This is a genomic window from Serratia sp. AXJ-M, assembly GCF_046531865.1.
GTDB lineage: Bacteria > Pseudomonadota > Gammaproteobacteria > Enterobacterales > Enterobacteriaceae > Serratia > Serratia liquefaciens.
Map to the genome: position 1 here is coordinate 659,376 of NZ_CP059394.1, position 19,134 is coordinate 678,509.

The following is a 19,134-nucleotide window of genomic DNA, read 5'->3' on the forward strand; positions in this document are numbered from 1 at the left end:
AACCGGCCTGAGCCGGTTTTTTTTCAAGCAGACAACACGATGCTTATTACAAAGCGTTGATGCGCGCCGACAGGTTTGACTTATGGCGTGCTGCTTTGTTTTTGTGGATCAGGCCTTTAGCAGCCTTGCGGTCCACGATTGGTTTCATTACAGCGTAAGCAGCTTGCGCAGCTTCTTTGTCGCCAGTGGCGATAGCAGCTTCTACTTTCTTGATGTAGGTACGCATCATTGAGCGGCCGCTAGCGTTATGCTTACGACGCTTCTCAGACTGTACGGCGCGCTTCTTAGCTGATTTGATATTAGCCAAGGTCCAACTCCCAAATATATTCTATTGAGGACAATTCGAAGGCCGAGGAATATGCCCTTTTAGCCTGCGTTTGTCAATGAATTTGTGCAAATAAGCGCCGTTTGTACGGGCGGCACTTGCTACGTTGTGATGGCGCAGGATTTTACCAGCTTCGGTCATGGGAATACAGTCTTTCGCGAGAAAATTCACCAATGATTTGCCTCGGTGGTCGCAACCCATTGGCCGCAGTCGGTAATCACCCGGATGACGCCGGATAAACTGCGGTTAGGGCGTTTCACCTGCAGATTATCTCCGGTATGGTATGTCTATTACATAAAGGCACCAATCGCGGGTTAACCTTAACCGCTGTACAAGGTATAATCCGGCGATTTCCACTGTTTTGAGCCAGCTATGGAGCTAATTCGCGGCATTCACAATATCCGGGCACGCCACCATGGTTGCGTGCTCACCATCGGCAACTTTGACGGCGTACACCGCGGTCACCAAGCGTTGCTGGAGCAGCTGAAACAAGAGGGGCAACGCCTCGGGCTGCCAGTGATGGTCATGATCTTTGAGCCGCAGCCGCTGGAAATGTTTGCAGCGGACAAGGCACCGGCCCGTCTCACGCGTTTGCGTGACAAGGCCAAATACCTGGCGCAGGCGGGCGTTGATTACCTGCTGTGCGTCAAGTTTGATCCGCGTTTTGCCGCCAACACGGCACAGGCGTTCGTCGCCGACCTGCTGGTGGAAAAACTGGGCGTGAAATTCCTGATGGTCGGGGATGATTTTCGCTTTGGCGCTACCCGCCAGGGCGATTTTCCGCTATTGCAAAAAGCCGGGAAAGAATACGGCTTTGAGGTGATCAGCACGCCGACCTTCCGCGAGGGCGATCAACGCATCAGCAGCACGGCGATCCGCAATGCGCTGCGCGATGACGACCTGGCGCAGGCGGAGACGCTGCTGGGCCACCCGTACAGCATTTCTGGTCGGGTGGTGCACGGCGATGAGCTGGGTCGCACTATCGGCTTCCCGACCGCCAACCTGCCGCTGAAGCGCCTGGTTGCCCCGGTGAAAGGGGTTTATGCGGTAGAAGTTTATGGTCTGGGGCCTGAGCCGCTCCCTGGCGTAGCCAATATCGGCACGCGCCCAACCGTTGCCGGTGTGCGTCAGCAGCTGGAAGTCCACCTGCTGGATGTCACAATGGATCTTTACGGGCGCCATATAGACGTGGTGCTCCGCGCGAAATTGCGCAATGAACAGCGTTTTGCTTCGCTCGATGCCCTGAAGCAGCAAATCGCCAATGATGTGGTGACGGCCCGAAAGTTTTTCGGGTTAAAAACACTGGTTTAATCGTTTACCCTAAACAATTCGAGTGGCATCGTGGCGGCAACCGCGCGAACCCCGATGAGCTTGCACAGGCAAGTGATTCGGGTAAGAAAGGGCAGCCAACAAAGATGCAGCTTGAAGTGTGACGGGTAAATAGCCGAAAACGGAAACGAGAATCTCATGAGTGACTACAAGAATACCCTGAACTTGCCGGAAACAGGGTTCCCGATGCGCGGCGATCTGGCCAAGCGTGAACCTGGCATGCTGCAACGTTGGTATGAACAGGATCTGTACGGGATTATTCGTACTGCCAAAAAGGGCAAAAAATCCTTCATTTTGCATGACGGCCCTCCGTATGCGAACGGCAGCATTCACATTGGTCACTCGGTTAACAAGATTCTCAAAGACATTATTATCAAGTCGAAAGGGATGTCCGGCTTCGACTCGCCTTACGTTCCGGGTTGGGACTGCCATGGCCTGCCGATCGAACTGAAAGTTGAGCAACTGTACGGCAAACCGGGTGAGAAACTCACCGCCGCGGAATTCCGTGTGAAGTGCCGTGAGTACGCCGCTGAGCAGGTTGAAGGCCAGAAAAAAGACTTTATCCGTCTGGGCGTGTTGGGCGACTGGGATCACCCGTACCTGACCATGGACTTCAAAACCGAAGCCAATATCATCCGCGCGTTGGGCAAAATCATCGACAACGGCCACCTGCTGAAAGGCGCCAAGCCGGTGCACTGGTGTACCGACTGCCGCTCTTCGCTGGCGGAAGCGGAAGTGGAATATTACGACAAGACTTCGCCGTCGATCGATGTGGCTTTCCACGCGGTTGACGCGGCTGCCGTGGCGGCCAAATTTGGCGTCACCAGCTTCAACGGTCCGGTTTCTCTGGTGATCTGGACCACCACGCCGTGGACCTTGCCGGCTAACCGCGCGATCTCTTTGCACCCTGAATTTGCTTATCAACTGGTGCAGGTCGAAGGCCAGTGCCTGATCCTGGCGGCTGAGCTGGTAGAAAGCGTGATGAAGCGCGCCGGTATCAGCTCATGGACCGTGCTGGGCAGCTGCAAAGGCGCCGATCTGGAGTTGATGCGTTTCGAACACCCGTTCATGGGCTTCGACGTACCGGCGATCATGGGCGAACACGTCACGCTGGATGCCGGTACCGGTGCGGTCCATACCGCCGGTGGCCACGGTCCGGATGACTTTGTCATCAGCCAGAAATACGGTCTGGAGATTGCCAACCCGGTAGGGCCAAACGGCTGCTACCTGACCGGCACTCATCCGTTGCTGGACGGCAAGTTTGTCTTCAAGGCCAACGATCTGATCGTAGACCTGCTGCGTGAGAAAGGCGCACTGTTGCACGTTGAAAAACTGGTTCACAGCTATCCATGCTGCTGGCGCCACAAAACGCCGATCATCTTCCGTGCAACGCCACAGTGGTTCATCAGCATGGACCAGAAAGGCCTGCGTCAGCAGTCGCTGGAAGAGATCAAAGGCGTGCAGTGGATCCCGGAATGGGGCCAGGCACGTATCGAAACCATGGTGGCCAATCGCCCGGACTGGTGTATTTCGCGTCAGCGTACCTGGGGCGTGCCGATGTCGCTGTTTGTGCACAAAGACACTGAACAACTGCACCCACGTAGCGTTGAGCTGATGGAAGAAGTGGCGAAGCGCGTTGAGCAAGACGGCATTCAAGCCTGGTGGGATCTGGACGCTGCCGATATTCTCGGCGCGGATGCTGCCGACTACGTCAAAGTGCCAGACACCCTGGACGTGTGGTTCGACTCCGGTTCTACCCACTCTTCCGTGGTTGACGTACGTCCGGAATTCCAGGGCCACGGTGCCGACATGTATCTGGAAGGCTCCGATCAGCACCGCGGCTGGTTTATGTCATCGTTGATGATTTCCACCGCGATGAAGGGCAAGGCGCCATACAAAGAAGTGCTGACCCACGGTTTCACCGTTGACGGTCAGGGCCGCAAGATGTCCAAGTCCATCGGCAACACCGTCAGTCCACAAGACGTGATGAACAAGCTGGGTGGCGACATCCTGCGCCTGTGGGTGGCGTCTACCGACTACACCGGTGAAATCGCGGTGTCCGACGAGATCCTCAAGCGTTCTGCCGATTCTTATCGTCGTATCCGTAACACCGCGCGTTTCCTGTTGGCCAACCTGAACGGGTTTGAGCCAAGCACCGATTGCGTGGCCCCGGAAGACATGGTGGTACTGGATCGCTGGGCGGTGGGCCGTGCACTGGCGGCGCAGAAGGATATCGAACAGGCTTACGCCAACTATGACTTCCATGAAGTAGTGCAGCGCCTGATGCAGTTCTGCTCGGTCGAGATGGGCTCCTTCTATCTGGATATCATCAAGGATCGTCAGTACACCGCGAAGAGCGACAGCGTTGCTCGCCGCAGCTGCCAGACCGCATTGTTCCACATCGCGGAAGCGCTGGTTCGCTGGATGGCGCCGATCATGTCGTTCACCGCCGATGAAATCTGGAGCTTCCTGCCAGGCAAACGTGCGCAGTACGTGTTCACTGAAGAGTGGTACGACGGTCTCTTCGGTTTGGCCGAAGGTGAAGGCATGAACGACGCCTTCTGGGCCGAGCTGCTGAAAGTGCGCGGCGAAGTGAACAAGGTGCTGGAACAGGCACGTGCCGACAAACGCCTGGGGGGTTCTCTGGAAGCGGCGGTCACGCTGTATGCCGATACCGAACTGGCCGAACGTCTTAACAGTCTGCAGGATGAGCTGCGCTTTGTGTTGCTGACCTCGGCGGCGCGCGTTGCTCCACTGGCCGATGCGCCGGCGGATGCACAAACAGCAGAATTGGTGAAAGGTCTGAAAATTGCCTTCAGCACCGCAGAAGGTGAGAAGTGCCCGCGCTGCTGGCATTACACCACCGATATCGGCCTGGTGGCGGAGCATGCAGATCTTTGCGGCCGCTGTGTGATCAACGTAGCCGGTGACGGCGAAAAGCGTAAGTTTGCCTAAATGAGTAAACCAATCTGTTCGACCGGTCTGCGCTGGCTGTGGCTGGTGGTGGTGGTGTTGGTACTGGATTTCGCCAGCAAACAGTGGATCCTCGGTAACTTTGTGCTGGGCCAGTCCCAGCCGCTGATCCCGTCGTTCAATCTGTTTTATGCGCGCAATTACGGCGCCGCCTTCAGCTTCCTCGCCGATCACGGCGGCTGGCAGCGCTGGTTCTTTGCCGGCATCGCCGTCGCTATCGTTGCGGTGCTGTTGGTGATGATGTACCGCAGTCAGGCACAGCAAAAGCTGAACAATATTGCCTATGCTTTTATCATCGGCGGGGCGCTCGGCAACCTGTTCGATCGCCTGTGGCACGGTTTCGTGGTCGATTTCATCGACTTCTACGTAGGCGACTGGCACTACCCGACCTTCAATCTGGCGGATAGCTTTATCTGCGTGGGGGCGGCGATGATCGTGTTGGAAGGCTTCTTGTCGCCGGCGAGCAAAAGCGCAAAGAGTAAAGGTGAGTAATATGACGGCTCAGGTTAACGGTAGCAGCGCAGTGCTGGTTCACTTCACGCTGAAACTGGAAGACGGTTCAACCGCAGAATCTACCCGCAGCAGCGGCAAACCGGCGCTGTTCCGTCTGGGTGACGGCAGCCTCTCAGCACCGCTGGAAGCGGAGTTGATGGGCCTGCGTGCGGGCGACAAGTGCGCCTTTACCTTGCAGCCGGAAGCCGCATTCGGTGCAGAGAACCCGGACCTGGTCCAGTACTTCTCACGTCGCGATTTCGCGGAGACTGGGGTACCGGATGTGGGCACCATCATGCTGTTTACCGCCGTCGACGGCAGTGAAATGCCGGGCGTGGTGCGTGAAGTGGCGGAAGATTCGATTACCGTTGATTTCAACCATCCGCTGGCGGGCCATCCGGTGAGCTTCGATATTGAAGTGCTTGAGATTGATCCCGTGCAGGAGGAGACGCATGCAAATATTGCTGGCTAACCCACGTGGCTTCTGCGCCGGGGTTGATCGTGCGATCAGTATAGTAGAGCGCGCACTGGAAATTTACGGTGCGCCTATCTATGTACGCCACGAAGTGGTGCATAACCGCTATGTGGTGGACAGCCTGCGCGAGCGCGGGGCGGTGTTTATTGAGGAGATCGGTGAAGTGCCGGATGGGTCGATTCTGATCTTTTCGGCGCACGGGGTTTCCCAAGCGGTACGGGCGGAAGCCAAGGCGCGCGATCTGACCATGCTGTTTGACGCAACTTGCCCGCTGGTAACCAAAGTGCATATGGAGGTGGCGCGCGCCAGCCGTCGTGGCACTGAGGCGATCCTGATTGGCCATGCCGGCCACCCGGAGGTGGAAGGCACCATGGGCCAGTACAGCAACCCGAAGGGGGGCATGTATCTGGTTGAGTCGCCGGACGACGTGTGGAAGCTGCAGGTGAAGGATGAAAGCAACCTGTGCTTTATGACGCAAACCACGCTGTCGGTGGATGACACTTCTGACGTGATCGACGCCTTGCGCAAGCGCTTCCCGAGCATCATCGGGCCACGTAAGGACGACATCTGCTATGCCACGACCAACCGCCAGGAAGCGGTGCGTAACCTGGCCGGGGATGCGGACGTGGTGTTAGTGGTGGGCTCGAAGAACTCATCCAACTCCAACCGTCTGGCTGAATTGGCTCAGCGCGTTGGCAAGCCGGCCTACCTGATTGATTCCGCCGCGGATATTCAGGAAGCCTGGCTGAAGAACGCGAGTAACATCGGCGTTACCGCCGGTGCGTCCGCCCCTGACGTGCTGGTACAGGACGTGATCGCCCGTCTGAAAGCCTTGGGCGGCCTTAACGTCCATGAAGTCAGCGGCCGTGAAGAGAATATCGTGTTTGAAGTGCCAAAAGAGCTGCGGGTCGATATCCGGCAGGTTGACTAGGCCACAGTGGTAAATAAATGAACGGGGAGCTTAGGCTCCCCGTTTTGCATTTGTGGATCGGGGGACGGGGGGCAATATTAGATCGAGAGGAAGGAATAGGATGTAATTCAAATTTTCTGTTATTTAAAGTCAAATTTGTTCTGACAATTTGAATCAATGAAAAATGAAGTGCTTATATAGGCAGTAATAAAGTTATTAAGACTAATATCATTAGTCTGCAATCTAAATAAAGTCTGGTGTTGGTCAGCAAAGGGCTGAGAGGTTAAATAACTAAATTAATTGTCGTTGCAGACACTGTTTATTTAATTAAGTTCGCAACTGGTTTAAAGAATTTTTCTCCTTTTGCTGCAGATGGATTTTCATATGCTCAAGCAAACGGCGAACTTTTAAAGGTTGGCTGTCCCGTCGCGGCATAATTGCATAGCAATTAATCTCTGGTAATCGCCATTCAGGCAGGATTTCCACCAAATCGCCATTGTGTAATTCACGCTCAACATTGACAAAGAAATTACGGATGATCCCTTTGCCCGCCAGCGCCAGTTCTTTCATGGCCATACCGTTATTGGTAAATAGACGCCCGGTCATTCGTAGCCGATGTTCATCGCCGTTGTGGTGGAGCAGGCGAACAAATTGCGGGTTGCCCAAGGGGGTAAAAGTCACCCATTGATGCCGGGTTAACGCTTGTGGGCTCTCGGGAATACCATGTCCCGCAAGGTAGGCTGGTGATGCACATAATACCTCACGAAAGCGCGCAAGGCGGGTAGAAACGTAACTGGAATCAGCCAACACACCGCCACGGATCGCCAGATCAATACGCTGGCCTATCAGGTCGATTTTCTCGTCGTGGATCTCCAGCCTCAGCGTGATGCGCGGGTGTTCATCAAGGAAGCTTTGCAGTGCAGGCACCAGATAGTGAGTGGCGAACTCGGTAGAGGTCGCGACGCGCAATTCACCGCTCAGTTCGCCGCGCAGGGCGGCGATACGTTGTTGCCCCCGCTCGGCAGCATGCAGCATTAAAACGCAATCTTCATAAAAACAGAGCCCGGCTTCGGTCAGGCTCAGTGAGCGAGTGGAACGCAGAAGTAATTGAATGCCGAGTTCGTTTTCCAACAGGCGGATATGCTGGCTGACGGCAGAGGTGGTAATGCCTAATTCCTTGGCTGCCATGCTGAATGCGCCGCAATCGACAACTTTAGAAAAAATGGCCATGCGTTTTAGAATATTACTCATAGTTTGTTAAGTTCAACTTAACCAAGATTGTTAATTATACGGGCTAATAATATAGCACCATCTCTTCTATATTGCCTGAAGCAGATAAATCTCAGCAGTGAGTATTATTCCCTGGTGATGCCTCTTTTTTCGAAAAGTCTTATTGCGTTTGTGAATAAATCACCTGCGCCATAATCTGAATGGGAGTTAATTGTGGACAGTGCCCGTATTGAAAAAATATCGTTAAAGATCCTTCATGAGCTATTGCAATATCGGCGTCGTTTTCCAGGAATGGAAACATCAAACTCCGAGGAAGAGCTGCTCGTCACTCAGGTGCAATTGCCGCGCATCCGGGCATTCATTGAACAACAACGGCGGATTGAGTTTGTACTGCCGGCCTTTCCGACAAAATCACCCAATACTAATAAGGTGATCGGTGCGGTACCCGATATGGCGGAACGCTTATCGTTGATATTCCTTAATTCCCTCTGCCAGCGTATTCAGCTTTATTATCCGCCGGGTGCGCATATTGTCATCTGTTCGGATGGTCATGTCTTCGGCGATTTAATCCGCGTCAGTGACGATGCCATCAACCACTATCAGCGCGAAATTGAAACTCTGCTGCATGAGGTTGGGGCCACGCACCTGAGCGTGTTCAATCTGGGGGATGTGGAAGGGCTGGCGGAACACACCGACGACTACGACTTGCTGCGCCAGTTGCTGGTCGACGGTTATGCCGAATCGGAGTCGGCAATCAAACAACAGCTGATGGAAAGCGAGCAGGGGCTGCAACTGTACCGCGCCATTACCCGCTTCCTGTATGAAGACAGTCAACTGCCGGGCTACAGCGGCTCGAATGCCGCGTTGCAGAAAGACGCCAAGCTGCGTGCCTGCGGCGTGATCCAACGCAGCTGGGCCTGGGGTAATTTGCTGGCTCAGCATTTTCCGGCGGCGATCCGCTTGTCGATCCACCCGCAGCCTGCCGACAGTCTAAAAATAGGCATTCATATGATGCCAACCAAGGACGACTGGTTGACACCGTGGCACGGCGTCGCGGCCAACGTCAACGGACAGTTCGTACTGATGAAACGCAAAGACGCTCAGGAGTTAGAGGGCGAATTGGTGGCGATCCGCGGTACGCCAAGCCATTACCTGATTGAACAACCTCAAGTGGTGTAACGCGCCACCTTACGCCCGCTATCTTGGCGAGCGTCTTTTAACGGCACGGTTGCCGTGTGAGCAGCAAATTTGCTTCAAGGAGAGTCACCGATGGACAATCAACAATTGAACTGCCGTATTGAACTCAATAGCCCCTTTGGCGCCGTATTGACCCCTGAACGCCCGGGGCAATCCATCAGCGAGCTGCCGGTAGCGGCGTTGCGGGCGCTGGCACAGCAGCATCACCTGTTGGTGCTGCGCGGCTTCGATTCCGGTTTTACCGATCCGCGGGTATTGACCCGTTATGCCGGCAATTGGGGTGAGATCATGATGTGGCCCTTCGGCGCGGTGCTGGATGTGAAAGAACATCCAGACGCCAAGGACCATATTTTCGACAGCAGCTATGTGCCGCTGCACTGGGACGGCATGTATAAACCGACCATCCCGGAATTCCAGCTGTTTCACTGTGTAGCCGCGCCCTCGCAGGATGAAGGGGGTTGCACTACCTTTGTCGATACCACGCGCCTGCTGGCCAATGCCGATGAGTCGCAGCTGGCTCAGTGGCTGACGGTGTCTATCTCATACCGCATCAAGCAGGTGGTGCACTACGGTGGTGAGGTGTGTTCGCCGCTGGTGGTGACGCACCCGAGCGGTAGTGGGCTGATCATGCGCTACAACGAACCGCCGACAGAAGGGAAGAAATTCCTCAACCAGCATGCGCTGGAATATCACGGGGTGCCGGAAGATCAGCAGGAAGCGTTCCATCAGACTCTGCAACAGCATCTCTACGATCCGCGCCACTATTACGCCCACCAGTGGCAGCAGGGTGATGTGGTGATCGCAGATAACTTCTCGCTGCTGCACGGGCGTGAAGGCTTTACCGCCCGCTCGGCCCGCCATTTACAACGGGTTCATATACAGAGCAACCCGGTGTGCGCCAATCTGGCGCTGAAACCGGCCAACGCAGAGGCTTAAGAGTTATGGCACGTATTCTGATGACCGCCGTGGCAACGCCCGGTCACGTTTACCCGATGCTGGGCATTGCCCGGCACCTGATTGCGCAAGGGCACCAGGTTCGGGTGATGACCGGCGCGTTGTTCCGTGAACGTGCGGAGGCGATAGGGGCGAAGTTTGTTGCCTTCGATCCCAAGGTCGATTTCGACTATCGCTATCTCGAGGAACACTTTCCTGAACGCGCTGCACTGCCGCCGGGCAATGTGCAGATGGCGCTGGCGTTGAAAGACTTTTTCGCCGCTCCAATCCCGTTGCTGAATCAACAGTTGCGTACGGTGATCGCCGCCGAGGCTACCGATCTGCTGATGGTGGAAAACTGTTTCTACGGGGTATTGCCGCTGCTGCAGGCGGAAGAACGCCCTCCGGTTATCGGTATCGGCGTAACGCCGCTGTCATTCTCGTCTGAAGATTCCATCTTCTACGGGCCGCGCATTCCTCCGGCGCTGTTGCCGCGGGAGCTACGTCGCGAACAGCTGGTGGATGACGCCACGCGTGCCTTGATTGATGAGGTGCAGCAGAGTTTTGACGCCGCGATGACGCAATCCGGTGGCAGGCCGCTGCACCAACCCTTTAGCGATGCCTTGATCGGCGGTTGCGATCGTTTCTTGCAACTGGCGACCCCTGCGCTGGAATATCGGCGTGACGATTTGCCGGCCGGCGTGCGATTTATTGGCCCGTTGCGCAGCGCCCCGATACAACAGCCGAGCGAAGCCCTCTGGGATGAGACGGACCAACGGCCGCTGGTGATTGTCAGCCAGGGCACGTTGGCGAATGTCGATCTGCATCAGTTGATAGTTCCGACGCTGAAGGCGTTGGCACAGTTACCGGTACGGGTGCTGGCGACCACCGGGGGGCGTTCGGTCGACGGGCTGTTGGATCGGCTGCCGGACAATGCCAGAGTGCGGGAGTTTATCTCTTTCGAACGCTGGCTGCCGCAGGCCGCAGTGCTGATCACCAACGGCGGTTACGGTTCGATCAACTACGCGTTGGATCAGGGCGTGCCGTTGATTATCGCCGGTACCGGCGAGGACAAGCTCGAGGCGGCTGCTCGGGTGGTGGCAGCTGGCTGCGGCATTAATCTGCACACCAGCAATCCGGACGAATCGCAGCTGCGTCATGCCGTGCAGCAGATCCTGACGCAACCGACCTACCGACAGCACGCGGCATGGGTTCAGGCCGATTACGCCTGCCATGATGCGCTGGCGACTATTGCCGAAGAGGTGGCGGCGTTAACCGCTTGAGTCGCTTTTATCACGGGGGCTTCGGCCCCCTCTTTGTGTCTTCCGCTATCGGTCGTCGTCTTGCATAATGGCACTGCGTCCCCCATCCACCACAATTGTGGTGCCGGCGATAAATCCCGCACCATCGCTGGCAAGAAACAGGCATAAATCACCGACTTCCTCGGGGCGGCCAAGGCGACCGACCGGATGTTTCTTAACGGTTTTCTCTCGTGCCAGTTTGGCGTCAGTATGGGCGTCGAACCAGGCCTGATTGCCTTCGGTATCAATAAAGCCAGGGGCAATACCCAGCGTGCGGATCGTCGGACCCCACTCGATAGTCAGACTCTGCACCAGCGATAAGAGTGCCCGTTTGCTGATGTTGTAGGGCGCACAGCCAGGCATGGTGGAAAATGCGTGGTTGGAGGTGATCACCAGGATCACGCCATGGCTTTTGGTCAATGCCGGGCGGGCGCATTTCGCCAGATACCAGTGCGAGCGCAGGTTGAGATCGAAATTGTGGGTCCAGTCTTCTTCTTCGCAATCAATGCCTTTGAAGACGTTTTTCCCAGCGTTGGAAACCACGATGTCGATGCGTCCGCATTGTTGTTCAGCATTCGCGACAAAGCGTTTAATGTCGGCGGTCTGGGTGACGTCGACCGAAGAATAGAAAAAATGCTGTGGGTAATCGGCCAATAATTGTCGGGCCTGCGGCGCATTTTCCAGGCTGGGATAGGCGCAACCCATCACGGTATCGCCGTTAGCGAGAAAGGTTTTGGCGATAGCCAGCCCTATGCCCTGACTGGCGCCAGTGACGATGGCTACACGCCCGGATTGGTGGCGTAGCATATAGACCTCCGAAAGGGCCGCGATCAAGCGGCCGTCTTGGCTACAGAGAAAACTGGCTTAAAAACTGCGCGATCATAAGGTGATCATCAGCGGTCAGTTGCCAACCGGGGTGGCGACAGTAATCGGTAGCGATGATATTGCGTCGTTGCAGGATGGTCTTTTCGATCTGAATGATGTATTCGCAGTGGCTCATCCAGCGTTGGATGTAAGGCAACAATGCCTGATGCAGCCTATTCGCTTGTTCCACTTCACCGGCCTGCCAATGGCGATAAATACGCAGGTAAATCTCGCTGAACGAGCAACCCGGCATCACGCCTTTGCCGCCCGCCGCCAACATCTGCAACATATAAAGCCCGGCATAGCCGTTCAGAACGTTGGCCTGGCGAGCCAGTTGCAGAAATTCTTTGGTGTATTCCACCGGCGGATTACATTCAATTTTGAACACCGCATGGGGATAGCGGGCTGCCACGTCGGCCAATTGTTGCGGGGTGATCGGCAAACCGGTTTCACTCGGCGCGTATTGCACCATTACCGGGATGTCTACGGCCTCCAGAACGGCGAAAATGTGCTGCTGGATCGCCTGTGGGCTGGGTTGAAGGAAAAAGGGGGGCAGCAGCATCAAAGCGTCGGCGCCCAGAGCTTGATAATGACGAGCGCGTTTGACGGCGACTTCGCTGCTGTGATCGGTGACCGAGATAGCGCGAAACAGCGGGGCTCCTGCCAGTTCGCTGATAAATATCTCCGCCAGGCGTTCACGCTCAGGCTCCTCGAGCTTCGGGAATTCGCTGGCGATGCCAAACAGCGTCATTCCCTGAACGCCGGTTGCTGCCAGATGCTCCAGCAACTGGGTAAAACTCAGCGGGTCGATTTCGCCATTGGCCTTGAACGGCATGGCGACGATAGGGTTGACCCCTTCAATGTCGATAGCTTGGTAACGGCCCATTATTCCTCCTCCCGATCGGCCAGTACGGCACCCTGCGCAGCAGGTAAAGCCCAGCGACGATATAAACGCAGGAAGCCGCGCGGCACTTCTTTGTCCACGGGTTGCCAGTTTTGGCGCCGCTGCGCCAACATCGTCTCGTCAACGTGCAGCGTAAGAGTACGCGCGGGAATATCGATGGATATTTCGTCACCGTCTTGCACCAATGCCAGCTCGCCGCCGTCCACCGCTTCAGGCGAGATATGGCCGACAAACAGCCCGCGGTTGGAGCCGGAGAAACGGCCGTCGGTGATCAGAGCGCAACTGTCAGCCAGGCCCATGCCTTCCAGCGATTTCATCGGCTTATACATTTCCGGCATTCCGGGGCCACCTTTAGGCCCTTCATAGCGCAAGACCAGGGCGCTACCCGGTTTAATCTGGCCGGACATAATCGCCTCGACGGATTCCTGCTCGCTGTTGAACACCACGGCGGGCCCCCGGAAGCGCATCAAATTTTCCGGCACAGCCGCAGGCTTCACCACGCAGCCTAACGGTGACAAATTACCGTGCAGTACGGCAACGCCAGCTTCATTCCGCACCGGAATGGCCAGGGTATGGATGACTTCCGGGCGGCGGCTTGGCCGGGTTTCCGCCAGCAGTTCCGCTTTGGTTTTGCCGGTGACGGTTAACGCGTTGAGATCGAGCAGTTTGGCAATCTCAAGCTCTACTGCCGGGACGCCACCCGCTTCCCAAAAATCAATCATGTCATGTTCACTGGCCGGATAGAGCGAGGCAACCAGCGGTACCTGGTGGCTCAACTCATCGAAGACGGACAGCGGCAGATGGCCCAGTTCCGCTTCGTAATGAATGGCTTGCAGATGCAGGATGGCATTGGTGGAGCCGCCGGTGGCCAGCAGGTAGATCACCGCATTGCGGATCGACTCGGCGGTGATAATTTGGCGGGCATTGACGCCATTCAACACCAGTTCCACCGCGGTGCGCCCGGTTTCGATAGCGCACTCGCGGCGTTCGGCCGAAACCGCCGGCAGCGTGCTGCTGCCCGGCAGGCTCATACCCAGTACTTCACCGATGCAGCACATGGTGTTGGCGGTGCCGTACATAGTGCAGGAGCCCGGGCCGGGTTCGGCGATATTTTCGATATGGGCAAATTCCGCCTCATCGATTTCGCCACGCATCTTCCAACCGATGGCCTCGGTGACGATGTTGCCGTCCCAGTGTTTACCTTTATATTCAGCCGGGTACATCGGCCCGCCGTTAACCATGATGGCCGGAATATCCAGCCGTGCCGCCGCCATCAGCATGGCGGGGACAATTTTGTCGCAGGAGCCAAGCAACACCATGCCGTCGAAACGATGGGCACGCATCATCACTTCGATGGAGGCGGTGATCACTTCACGAGCGGCCAGAATGTAGCGCATGCCGAGATGCCCTTCGGCGATACCGTCACAGGGAGCGATAGTGCCGAACACCATGCCGACCCCGCCGGCTTCTTCAATGCCCTGCAATACCTTGGCCGTCAGCTCATTCAGATTGGCGTGGCCGGCCGTCGCGTTGGTATAGCTGTTGACCACGGCGATCACCGGACGGCGCAGTTGTTCGTCGCTGTGCCCCATAGATTTGTATAGCGCACGCTTCAGCGCGCCGTCATCGCCCTCCAAAATAGGGTTGAAATGCGAGCCGCAACCGCTGCTGCCACAGGTTCCACATCCGCTCATCATTAAAATCTCTCAGTGATATTTAAAGGATCCTCAGCGTCAGGCTGAGCAACATCTTGGTCATGCATGCCATGGGTGTTGCCGGGGGAGACCAGCTTGGCAGGCAGCATGAAAATCAACGGCGCACAGAGCAGCAGGAAGCCCGCCAGAATGTACAGGCCGCTGTCGGTCTGGCCGGTTTGATCTTTCAGCCAGCCGAGAACCGTGGGGCCGAAGAAACCCGCGAGGTTGCCGACAGAATTCACCAGAGCAATACCGGCAGCGGCGGCGGTGCCGGAAAGCAGGGTGCCGGGCAGGCTGATGTAGGTAGGGATCAGCGCCAGGGTGCCGGACATCGCTACGCAGATCCACGTCATCATCCAGAAGGTGGAGCCGCTGCAGTAAGCGCTCAACGTCAGGCCGATACAGCCAATCACTGCCGGAATGGCAATATGCCAGCGACGTTCCTGTTTCAGATCGGAATGGCGGCTGTTCCATATCATAAATGCCGCGCCAAACACGTAGGGTAGGGCTGCCAGCAGGCCGATTTGGAGATCGTCGCTGATACCCGAAGTCTTGATGATGGAAGGCAGCCAGAAGCTGACGCCGTAATAACCGACGTTGAAACTGAAGAAAATCAGCGCCAGCAACCAGACATAGCGGTTAGCCAGCATCTCTTTCAGGCTGTGGGACGCTTTGCCGTTCGCCGCCCGATCCCGGTTGGCACGATCCTTGGCCAGATCGGTTTGCACGATCTGTTTTTCTTCGACGGTGAGCCATTTGGCTTCGTCCACGTTGTTATCCAGGTAACGCAGTACCACAAAGGCCAGTACGAAAGAGGGAATGGCCTCGACCAGGAACAGCCACTGCCAGTTGTGTAAACCGCCGACATTTTCGAACAGTTTGAGGATCAAACCTGAAAGCGGGCTGCCGATAATCACCGACAGTGGTGTAACCAGAATGAACAGCCCCAGCGTGCGGGCGGAACGCCATGAAGGGAACCACAGCGTTAAATAGAACACGATGCCGGGGAAAAAGCCGGCTTCGGCCACGCCAAGCAGGAAACGCAATACATAGAAGGTGGTTGGCGTGGTGACAAACATCATGGCCGCGGACAGGATCGCCCAGGTAGCCATGATGCGGGCAATCCAAAAACGCGGCCCGAAGCGTTGCATCAGCAGGTTGCTTGGCAGCTCGAAAATAAAATAGCCGATGAAGAATATGCCGGCGCCCAAGCCATAAACGGTATCGCTGAAGCTCAGGGCATCCTGCATATGCAGCTTGGCGAACCCGACGTTAACGCGGTCCAGATAGGCGAAGAAATAGCACAAAATCAGGAAAGGGATCAGACGGCGAGTAATTTTACCGTACACCCGCGTTTCAGCGGCCTGTTCCGCCGTTGGATTTTCCGTGGTCAGCTTCATGATGGTTTCCTCTGATTTATTTTTATTAGCCGGGTTATGCCGGCGTATTCAAGGAATGGTCGGTAGTCTTGGGCTGGGGTGGCCTGCCTATATGGCGCAGGGAGGCACCCTGCATCAGATTTTTTTCGATGCATTCAAGGGAGATATTTTTGGTTTCCGGTACGAAACATAACGTCAGTACGATGCATAGCAGATTGAGTAGCGCGTAAAGCCAGAAAGTCCCGGCGCTGCCGAGGTTGTCGATCAGCGTCAGGAAGGTGGCACCAATAATCATGTTGGCAATCCAGTTGGCCATGGTGGAGCAGGTGACGCCAAAGTCTCGTCCGGCCAGCGGTTGGATTTCGGAGCACAGTACCCAAATCAATGGGCCGGCACTCATGGCGAAACCTATGATAAAGATCAGCAGCACCGTCACTGCGGCGTATTGTTCCGTGGGATTGCCGATGCCGATATAAAACATATAACCGAGCGTCGCCATGCAGATTGCCATCAGGCTGAAGCCGAGTTTGAGGATCGGTTTACGACCCCAGTGATCGACCAGCGCGATCGCGATAAAGGTGGCCAGAACATTGGTCAGGCCTGCTATCACGGTGCACCACATTTGCTCGCGGGTGGTGGCGAAACCGGCGATTTCAAAAATCTTGGGGGCGTAATACATGATGATCGTCATGCCGGTGAACTGCTGCATAAATTGCAGCAGAACGCCCAGGTAGGTGGAGCGGCGGAAGTGCGCATTGTGGCGAAACAGCTGCCAGCCTCGTTGCTTCATTTGCAGGCTTTCACGGATTTGGTTGAGTTCGTCGCGAGCCTCGGCATCCGAATTGCGTAACAGTTGCAAGACCTTGCCGGCCAATTCACCGCGCCCCTTCATCGCCAACCAGCGTGGGCTTTCCGGCAGTGTCAGTACGCCGATAAATAGCACCAGCGCCGGGAAGGTGATGATGCCCAGCATCCAGCGCCAGTGTCCGCCAGCACTGAATGCGGTATCAGACAGGAAGGCGGCCAAAATTCCGATGGTAATCATCAACTGATAGAGAGAAATCATGCTGCCGCGAATGCGCTCTGGAGCGATTTCCGACAGATACAGCGGCGCAGTGAACGAGGCTATGCCCACGGCTAATCCCAGGATAAAGCGGGAAATCACCAGCACTTCTAGATTTTGGGCCACGGCGCAGCCGATCGAGCCGACGACGAACAAAACCGCACCTAACAACAAGCTTTTTTTACGGCCCAAATGGGAGGACATAGGCCCGCTGCTCAGGGCCCCCAGCGCGGCGCCGAACATCATGATGCTGACGACGATTTCCTGCTGTTGGCTCGAGAGGCTAAATTCGTTTGCCAGGAACGGCAACGCACCGGCGATCACCCCCATATCCAGGCCGAACAGCAAACCGGCTAACGCGGCAAGAAAGCAAACCTGTAGGGTTTGGCGGTTTGTTTTTGCGGGAATAGATGATTTATTCATAACAACACCTTTTAATTCAATGCGTTATATTTATTTTTATACAAGCATCGGCAACGTCGCAGTGGGCAAATAGCTATTCCACGCAATGTTGCCAGGCGGCCTGATAGGCCAGCGCGCGTTGACGTAATGCCGCCAGGCTGATGCCGGGTTGATAGAGTCCGCCTCCCAGCCCAAACCCGTTGCTGCCCGCCTGGATATAGGCGCGCATCTGCAGGGGATCCGGTTGGATCCCCCCTACCGGCAAGCAAACCAGCCTTTGGGGAAGTACGACACGCAGCGCCTTGGTTACCGCTGGGGTAATACTTTCTGCCGGGAACAGCTTCAATCCGCTGGCTCCGGCGGCAAGGGCGCAGAAGGCTTCGGAAGGGGTGGCCACGGCGGGCATGCTGATCAGATTCAAATAACGGGAATGGCCGATCACCGCGGCGTCGGTATTGGGAGAAATAATCAGTTGTCCCCCGGCTTTGGCCACCTCTTCAACCTGCTGGACGTTCAGGACGGTGCCGGCGCCGACAAAACCCCTGTCGCCGACGGTTTTCCTGATCACGCGGATAGAGTCGTACGGGGTGGGGCTATTAAGCGGTACCTCCAGAAAGCGGAAGCCGCAGTCCAGCAGAATTTCGGCGACGGGCTCAGCCTCCTCAGGCGTGATGCCACGCAAAATAGCGACCAGGGGGAGCGGCTGTTGCTGCCACTGTTGGAGGAAGATCTCTGGGCTCATTGGGCGGTTCCTTGTAGTAGGGGATACAGTTGACTTAATCCGTTGATAAAGCAGCTATCGCCATCCGTGGTGCGCAATGACAGGCCCAAGGGTTCCGCCGCCATTTGGTAGCGCGCAACCAGCGGGGGGCTGGCGACAACCCAGATGGGCTGGTGCGCGGGCAGCGCCTGAAGCTCATTACCGATCAACAAACCGGAAAGGTAGCTGTGTATATTTGCCGCGGCGATTTCACCGCTGAGGCGGCGGGTACGTGCCGAGAAAATCAGGTGGCTGAGGGGGGCACCGCTGCGTGCCGTATCGGCCCCGAGGATGAACGCCTGCGCGTCCTCCTGTTGTTCCGGCAGGGCGTTGCCCAAAATGGAGTGCCGGCAGAGCAACGAGAACAGTTCGCCGGTCATAAAGGTTGAGAAGTGGCCGATTTCTCCCTGATTCAACTGAACATGCTTGCTGTGGGTTCCGGGTAAAATTGCCAGGCATTGCGCCGCTGGATGTCGTCTGGCCAAACCGAGCAGCTGCACTTCTTCTCCTCGCATCACTTCAGGCTGCTGAGCGAGCCCCAGCCCCTGAACGCCGGGAATGATCCACGCTGGGCTACCCCAGTCAGTGGTGAATTTCATGGCCCCGGCCGCCAAACTTTTCATGCCGCACGGCTGGGTTATGTAGGCAACCTCATGCCACCCCTGTTGTGATCCCACCATGCCGGCCATGACCACCGGCAAAGCGCCATGTTCGACTAACCAGGGCTGTAATAAGGTATGCAGGGTGTCGGCAAACCGGTTTTTTTCCACGGCCAGCAACCCGCAGGGATGGCTGAGGTTACTTAGGCATTGCTCCCCACACATTAAAAAAGCGCGGAAGTTAGTGGTGCCCCAATCGATACCAATCCAGTTGTTATTCATTCAGGTAATACAAACCATG

17 protein-coding genes are annotated in these 19,134 nt (G+C 56.2%); 8 read left to right on the top strand and 9 right to left on the bottom strand.

The features are described 5' to 3' along the window. Positions 1-46: 46 nt before the first annotated feature. A complete protein-coding gene (gene rpsT, locus H0S68_RS03080) occupies positions 47-307 on the bottom strand; it encodes a 30S ribosomal protein S20 (RefSeq protein ID WP_012005147.1) in 261 nt (86 codons plus the stop codon). Between the two features lie 390 nt (positions 308-697). Between rpsT and ribF the strand changes: the two genes are divergently transcribed. From ribF to ispH, 5 genes are all read left to right on the top strand, one after another. Then, on the top strand, positions 698-1,636 hold the full coding sequence (ribF, locus tag H0S68_RS03085; protein WP_020825150.1) for a bifunctional riboflavin kinase/FAD synthetase: 939 nt from the start codon (positions 698-700) through the stop codon (positions 1,634-1,636). Positions 1,637-1,792: 156 nt separating this feature from the next. Beyond that, entirely contained in the window at positions 1,793-4,609 is a 2,817-nt protein-coding gene (gene ileS / locus H0S68_RS03090; RefSeq protein WP_020825151.1) for an isoleucine--tRNA ligase, read from the top strand. Continuing rightward, positions 4,610-5,119 carry a signal peptidase II gene (gene lspA, locus H0S68_RS03095; RefSeq protein ID WP_020825152.1) on the top strand — a complete coding sequence of 170 codons (510 nt, stop codon included), beginning with the start codon at positions 4,610-4,612 and terminating at the stop codon, positions 5,117-5,119. It abuts the gene before it with no gap. 1 nt (position 5,120) lies between these two features. Continuing rightward, positions 5,121-5,591, top strand: a complete 471-nt coding sequence (fkpB, locus tag H0S68_RS03100; RefSeq protein ID WP_410529143.1) for an FKBP-type peptidyl-prolyl cis-trans isomerase — start codon at positions 5,121-5,123, stop codon at positions 5,589-5,591. Beyond that, positions 5,572-6,525, top strand: a complete 954-nt coding sequence (ispH, locus tag H0S68_RS03105; RefSeq protein ID WP_020825154.1) for a 4-hydroxy-3-methylbut-2-enyl diphosphate reductase — start codon at positions 5,572-5,574, stop codon at positions 6,523-6,525. The genes fkpB and ispH overlap by 20 nt, the downstream gene beginning before the upstream one ends. A gap of 306 nt (positions 6,526-6,831) precedes the next feature. Here ispH and H0S68_RS03110 read toward each other — a convergent pair whose 3' ends face one another. After that, positions 6,832-7,755, bottom strand: coding sequence for a LysR family transcriptional regulator (locus H0S68_RS03110; RefSeq protein WP_041414183.1), 924 nt, complete (start codon positions 7,753-7,755; stop codon positions 6,832-6,834). Between the two features lie 192 nt (positions 7,756-7,947). On the opposite strand from H0S68_RS03110, the gene pvcA reads away from it, so the two are divergent. The 3 genes from pvcA to H0S68_RS03125 all read left to right on the top strand — a co-directional run bounded on the left by pvcA (position 7,948) and on the right by H0S68_RS03125 (position 11,147). Next, positions 7,948-8,913, top strand: coding sequence for an L-tyrosine isonitrile synthase (gene pvcA, locus H0S68_RS03115; RefSeq protein WP_128865026.1), 966 nt, complete (start codon positions 7,948-7,950; stop codon positions 8,911-8,913). Between the two features lie 90 nt (positions 8,914-9,003). After that, positions 9,004-9,867 carry a TauD/TfdA dioxygenase family protein gene (locus H0S68_RS03120; protein WP_130016163.1) on the top strand — a complete coding sequence of 288 codons (864 nt, stop codon included), beginning with the start codon at positions 9,004-9,006 and terminating at the stop codon, positions 9,865-9,867. Between the two features lie 20 nt (positions 9,868-9,887). Continuing rightward, the gene (locus H0S68_RS03125) at positions 9,888-11,147 is read left to right on the top strand and encodes a glycosyltransferase (RefSeq protein ID WP_410529447.1); all 1,260 of its coding nucleotides are present in this window, start codon (positions 9,888-9,890) and stop codon (positions 11,145-11,147) included. A 45-nt stretch (positions 11,148-11,192) separates the two neighbouring features. On the opposite strand, the gene H0S68_RS03130 is transcribed toward H0S68_RS03125, so the two are convergent. From H0S68_RS03130 to H0S68_RS03160, 7 genes are all read right to left on the bottom strand, one after another. After that, entirely contained in the window at positions 11,193-11,972 is a 780-nt protein-coding gene (locus H0S68_RS03130) for an SDR family NAD(P)-dependent oxidoreductase (protein ID WP_410529144.1), read from the bottom strand. Positions 11,973-12,012: 40 nt separating this feature from the next. Continuing rightward, positions 12,013-12,915, bottom strand: a complete 903-nt coding sequence (locus H0S68_RS03135; protein ID WP_201895754.1) for a dihydrodipicolinate synthase family protein — start codon at positions 12,913-12,915, stop codon at positions 12,013-12,015. Then, the gene (gene ilvD / locus H0S68_RS03140; protein WP_128865035.1) at positions 12,915-14,627 is read right to left on the bottom strand and encodes a dihydroxy-acid dehydratase; all 1,713 of its coding nucleotides are present in this window, start codon (positions 14,625-14,627) and stop codon (positions 12,915-12,917) included. The genes H0S68_RS03135 and ilvD overlap by 1 nt, the downstream gene beginning before the upstream one ends. Before the next feature lie 2 nt (positions 14,628-14,629). Beyond that, positions 14,630-16,030, bottom strand: a complete 1,401-nt coding sequence (locus H0S68_RS03145) for an MFS transporter (protein WP_262215863.1) — start codon at positions 16,028-16,030, stop codon at positions 14,630-14,632. Positions 16,031-16,064: 34 nt separating this feature from the next. Then, positions 16,065-17,495, bottom strand: coding sequence for a sugar porter family MFS transporter (locus H0S68_RS03150; RefSeq protein WP_122077115.1), 1,431 nt, complete (start codon positions 17,493-17,495; stop codon positions 16,065-16,067). Positions 17,496-17,568: 73 nt separating this feature from the next. Further along, positions 17,569-18,216 carry a 2-dehydro-3-deoxy-6-phosphogalactonate aldolase gene (locus tag H0S68_RS03155; RefSeq protein WP_122077118.1) on the bottom strand — a complete coding sequence of 216 codons (648 nt, stop codon included), beginning with the start codon at positions 18,214-18,216 and terminating at the stop codon, positions 17,569-17,571. Further along, positions 18,213-19,115 (bottom strand): 2-dehydro-3-deoxygalactonokinase, encoded by a 903-nt coding sequence (locus H0S68_RS03160; RefSeq protein WP_410529145.1) that lies wholly within the window; start codon positions 19,113-19,115, stop codon positions 18,213-18,215. The genes H0S68_RS03155 and H0S68_RS03160 overlap by 4 nt, the downstream gene beginning before the upstream one ends. Positions 19,116-19,134 lie beyond the last annotated feature (19 nt).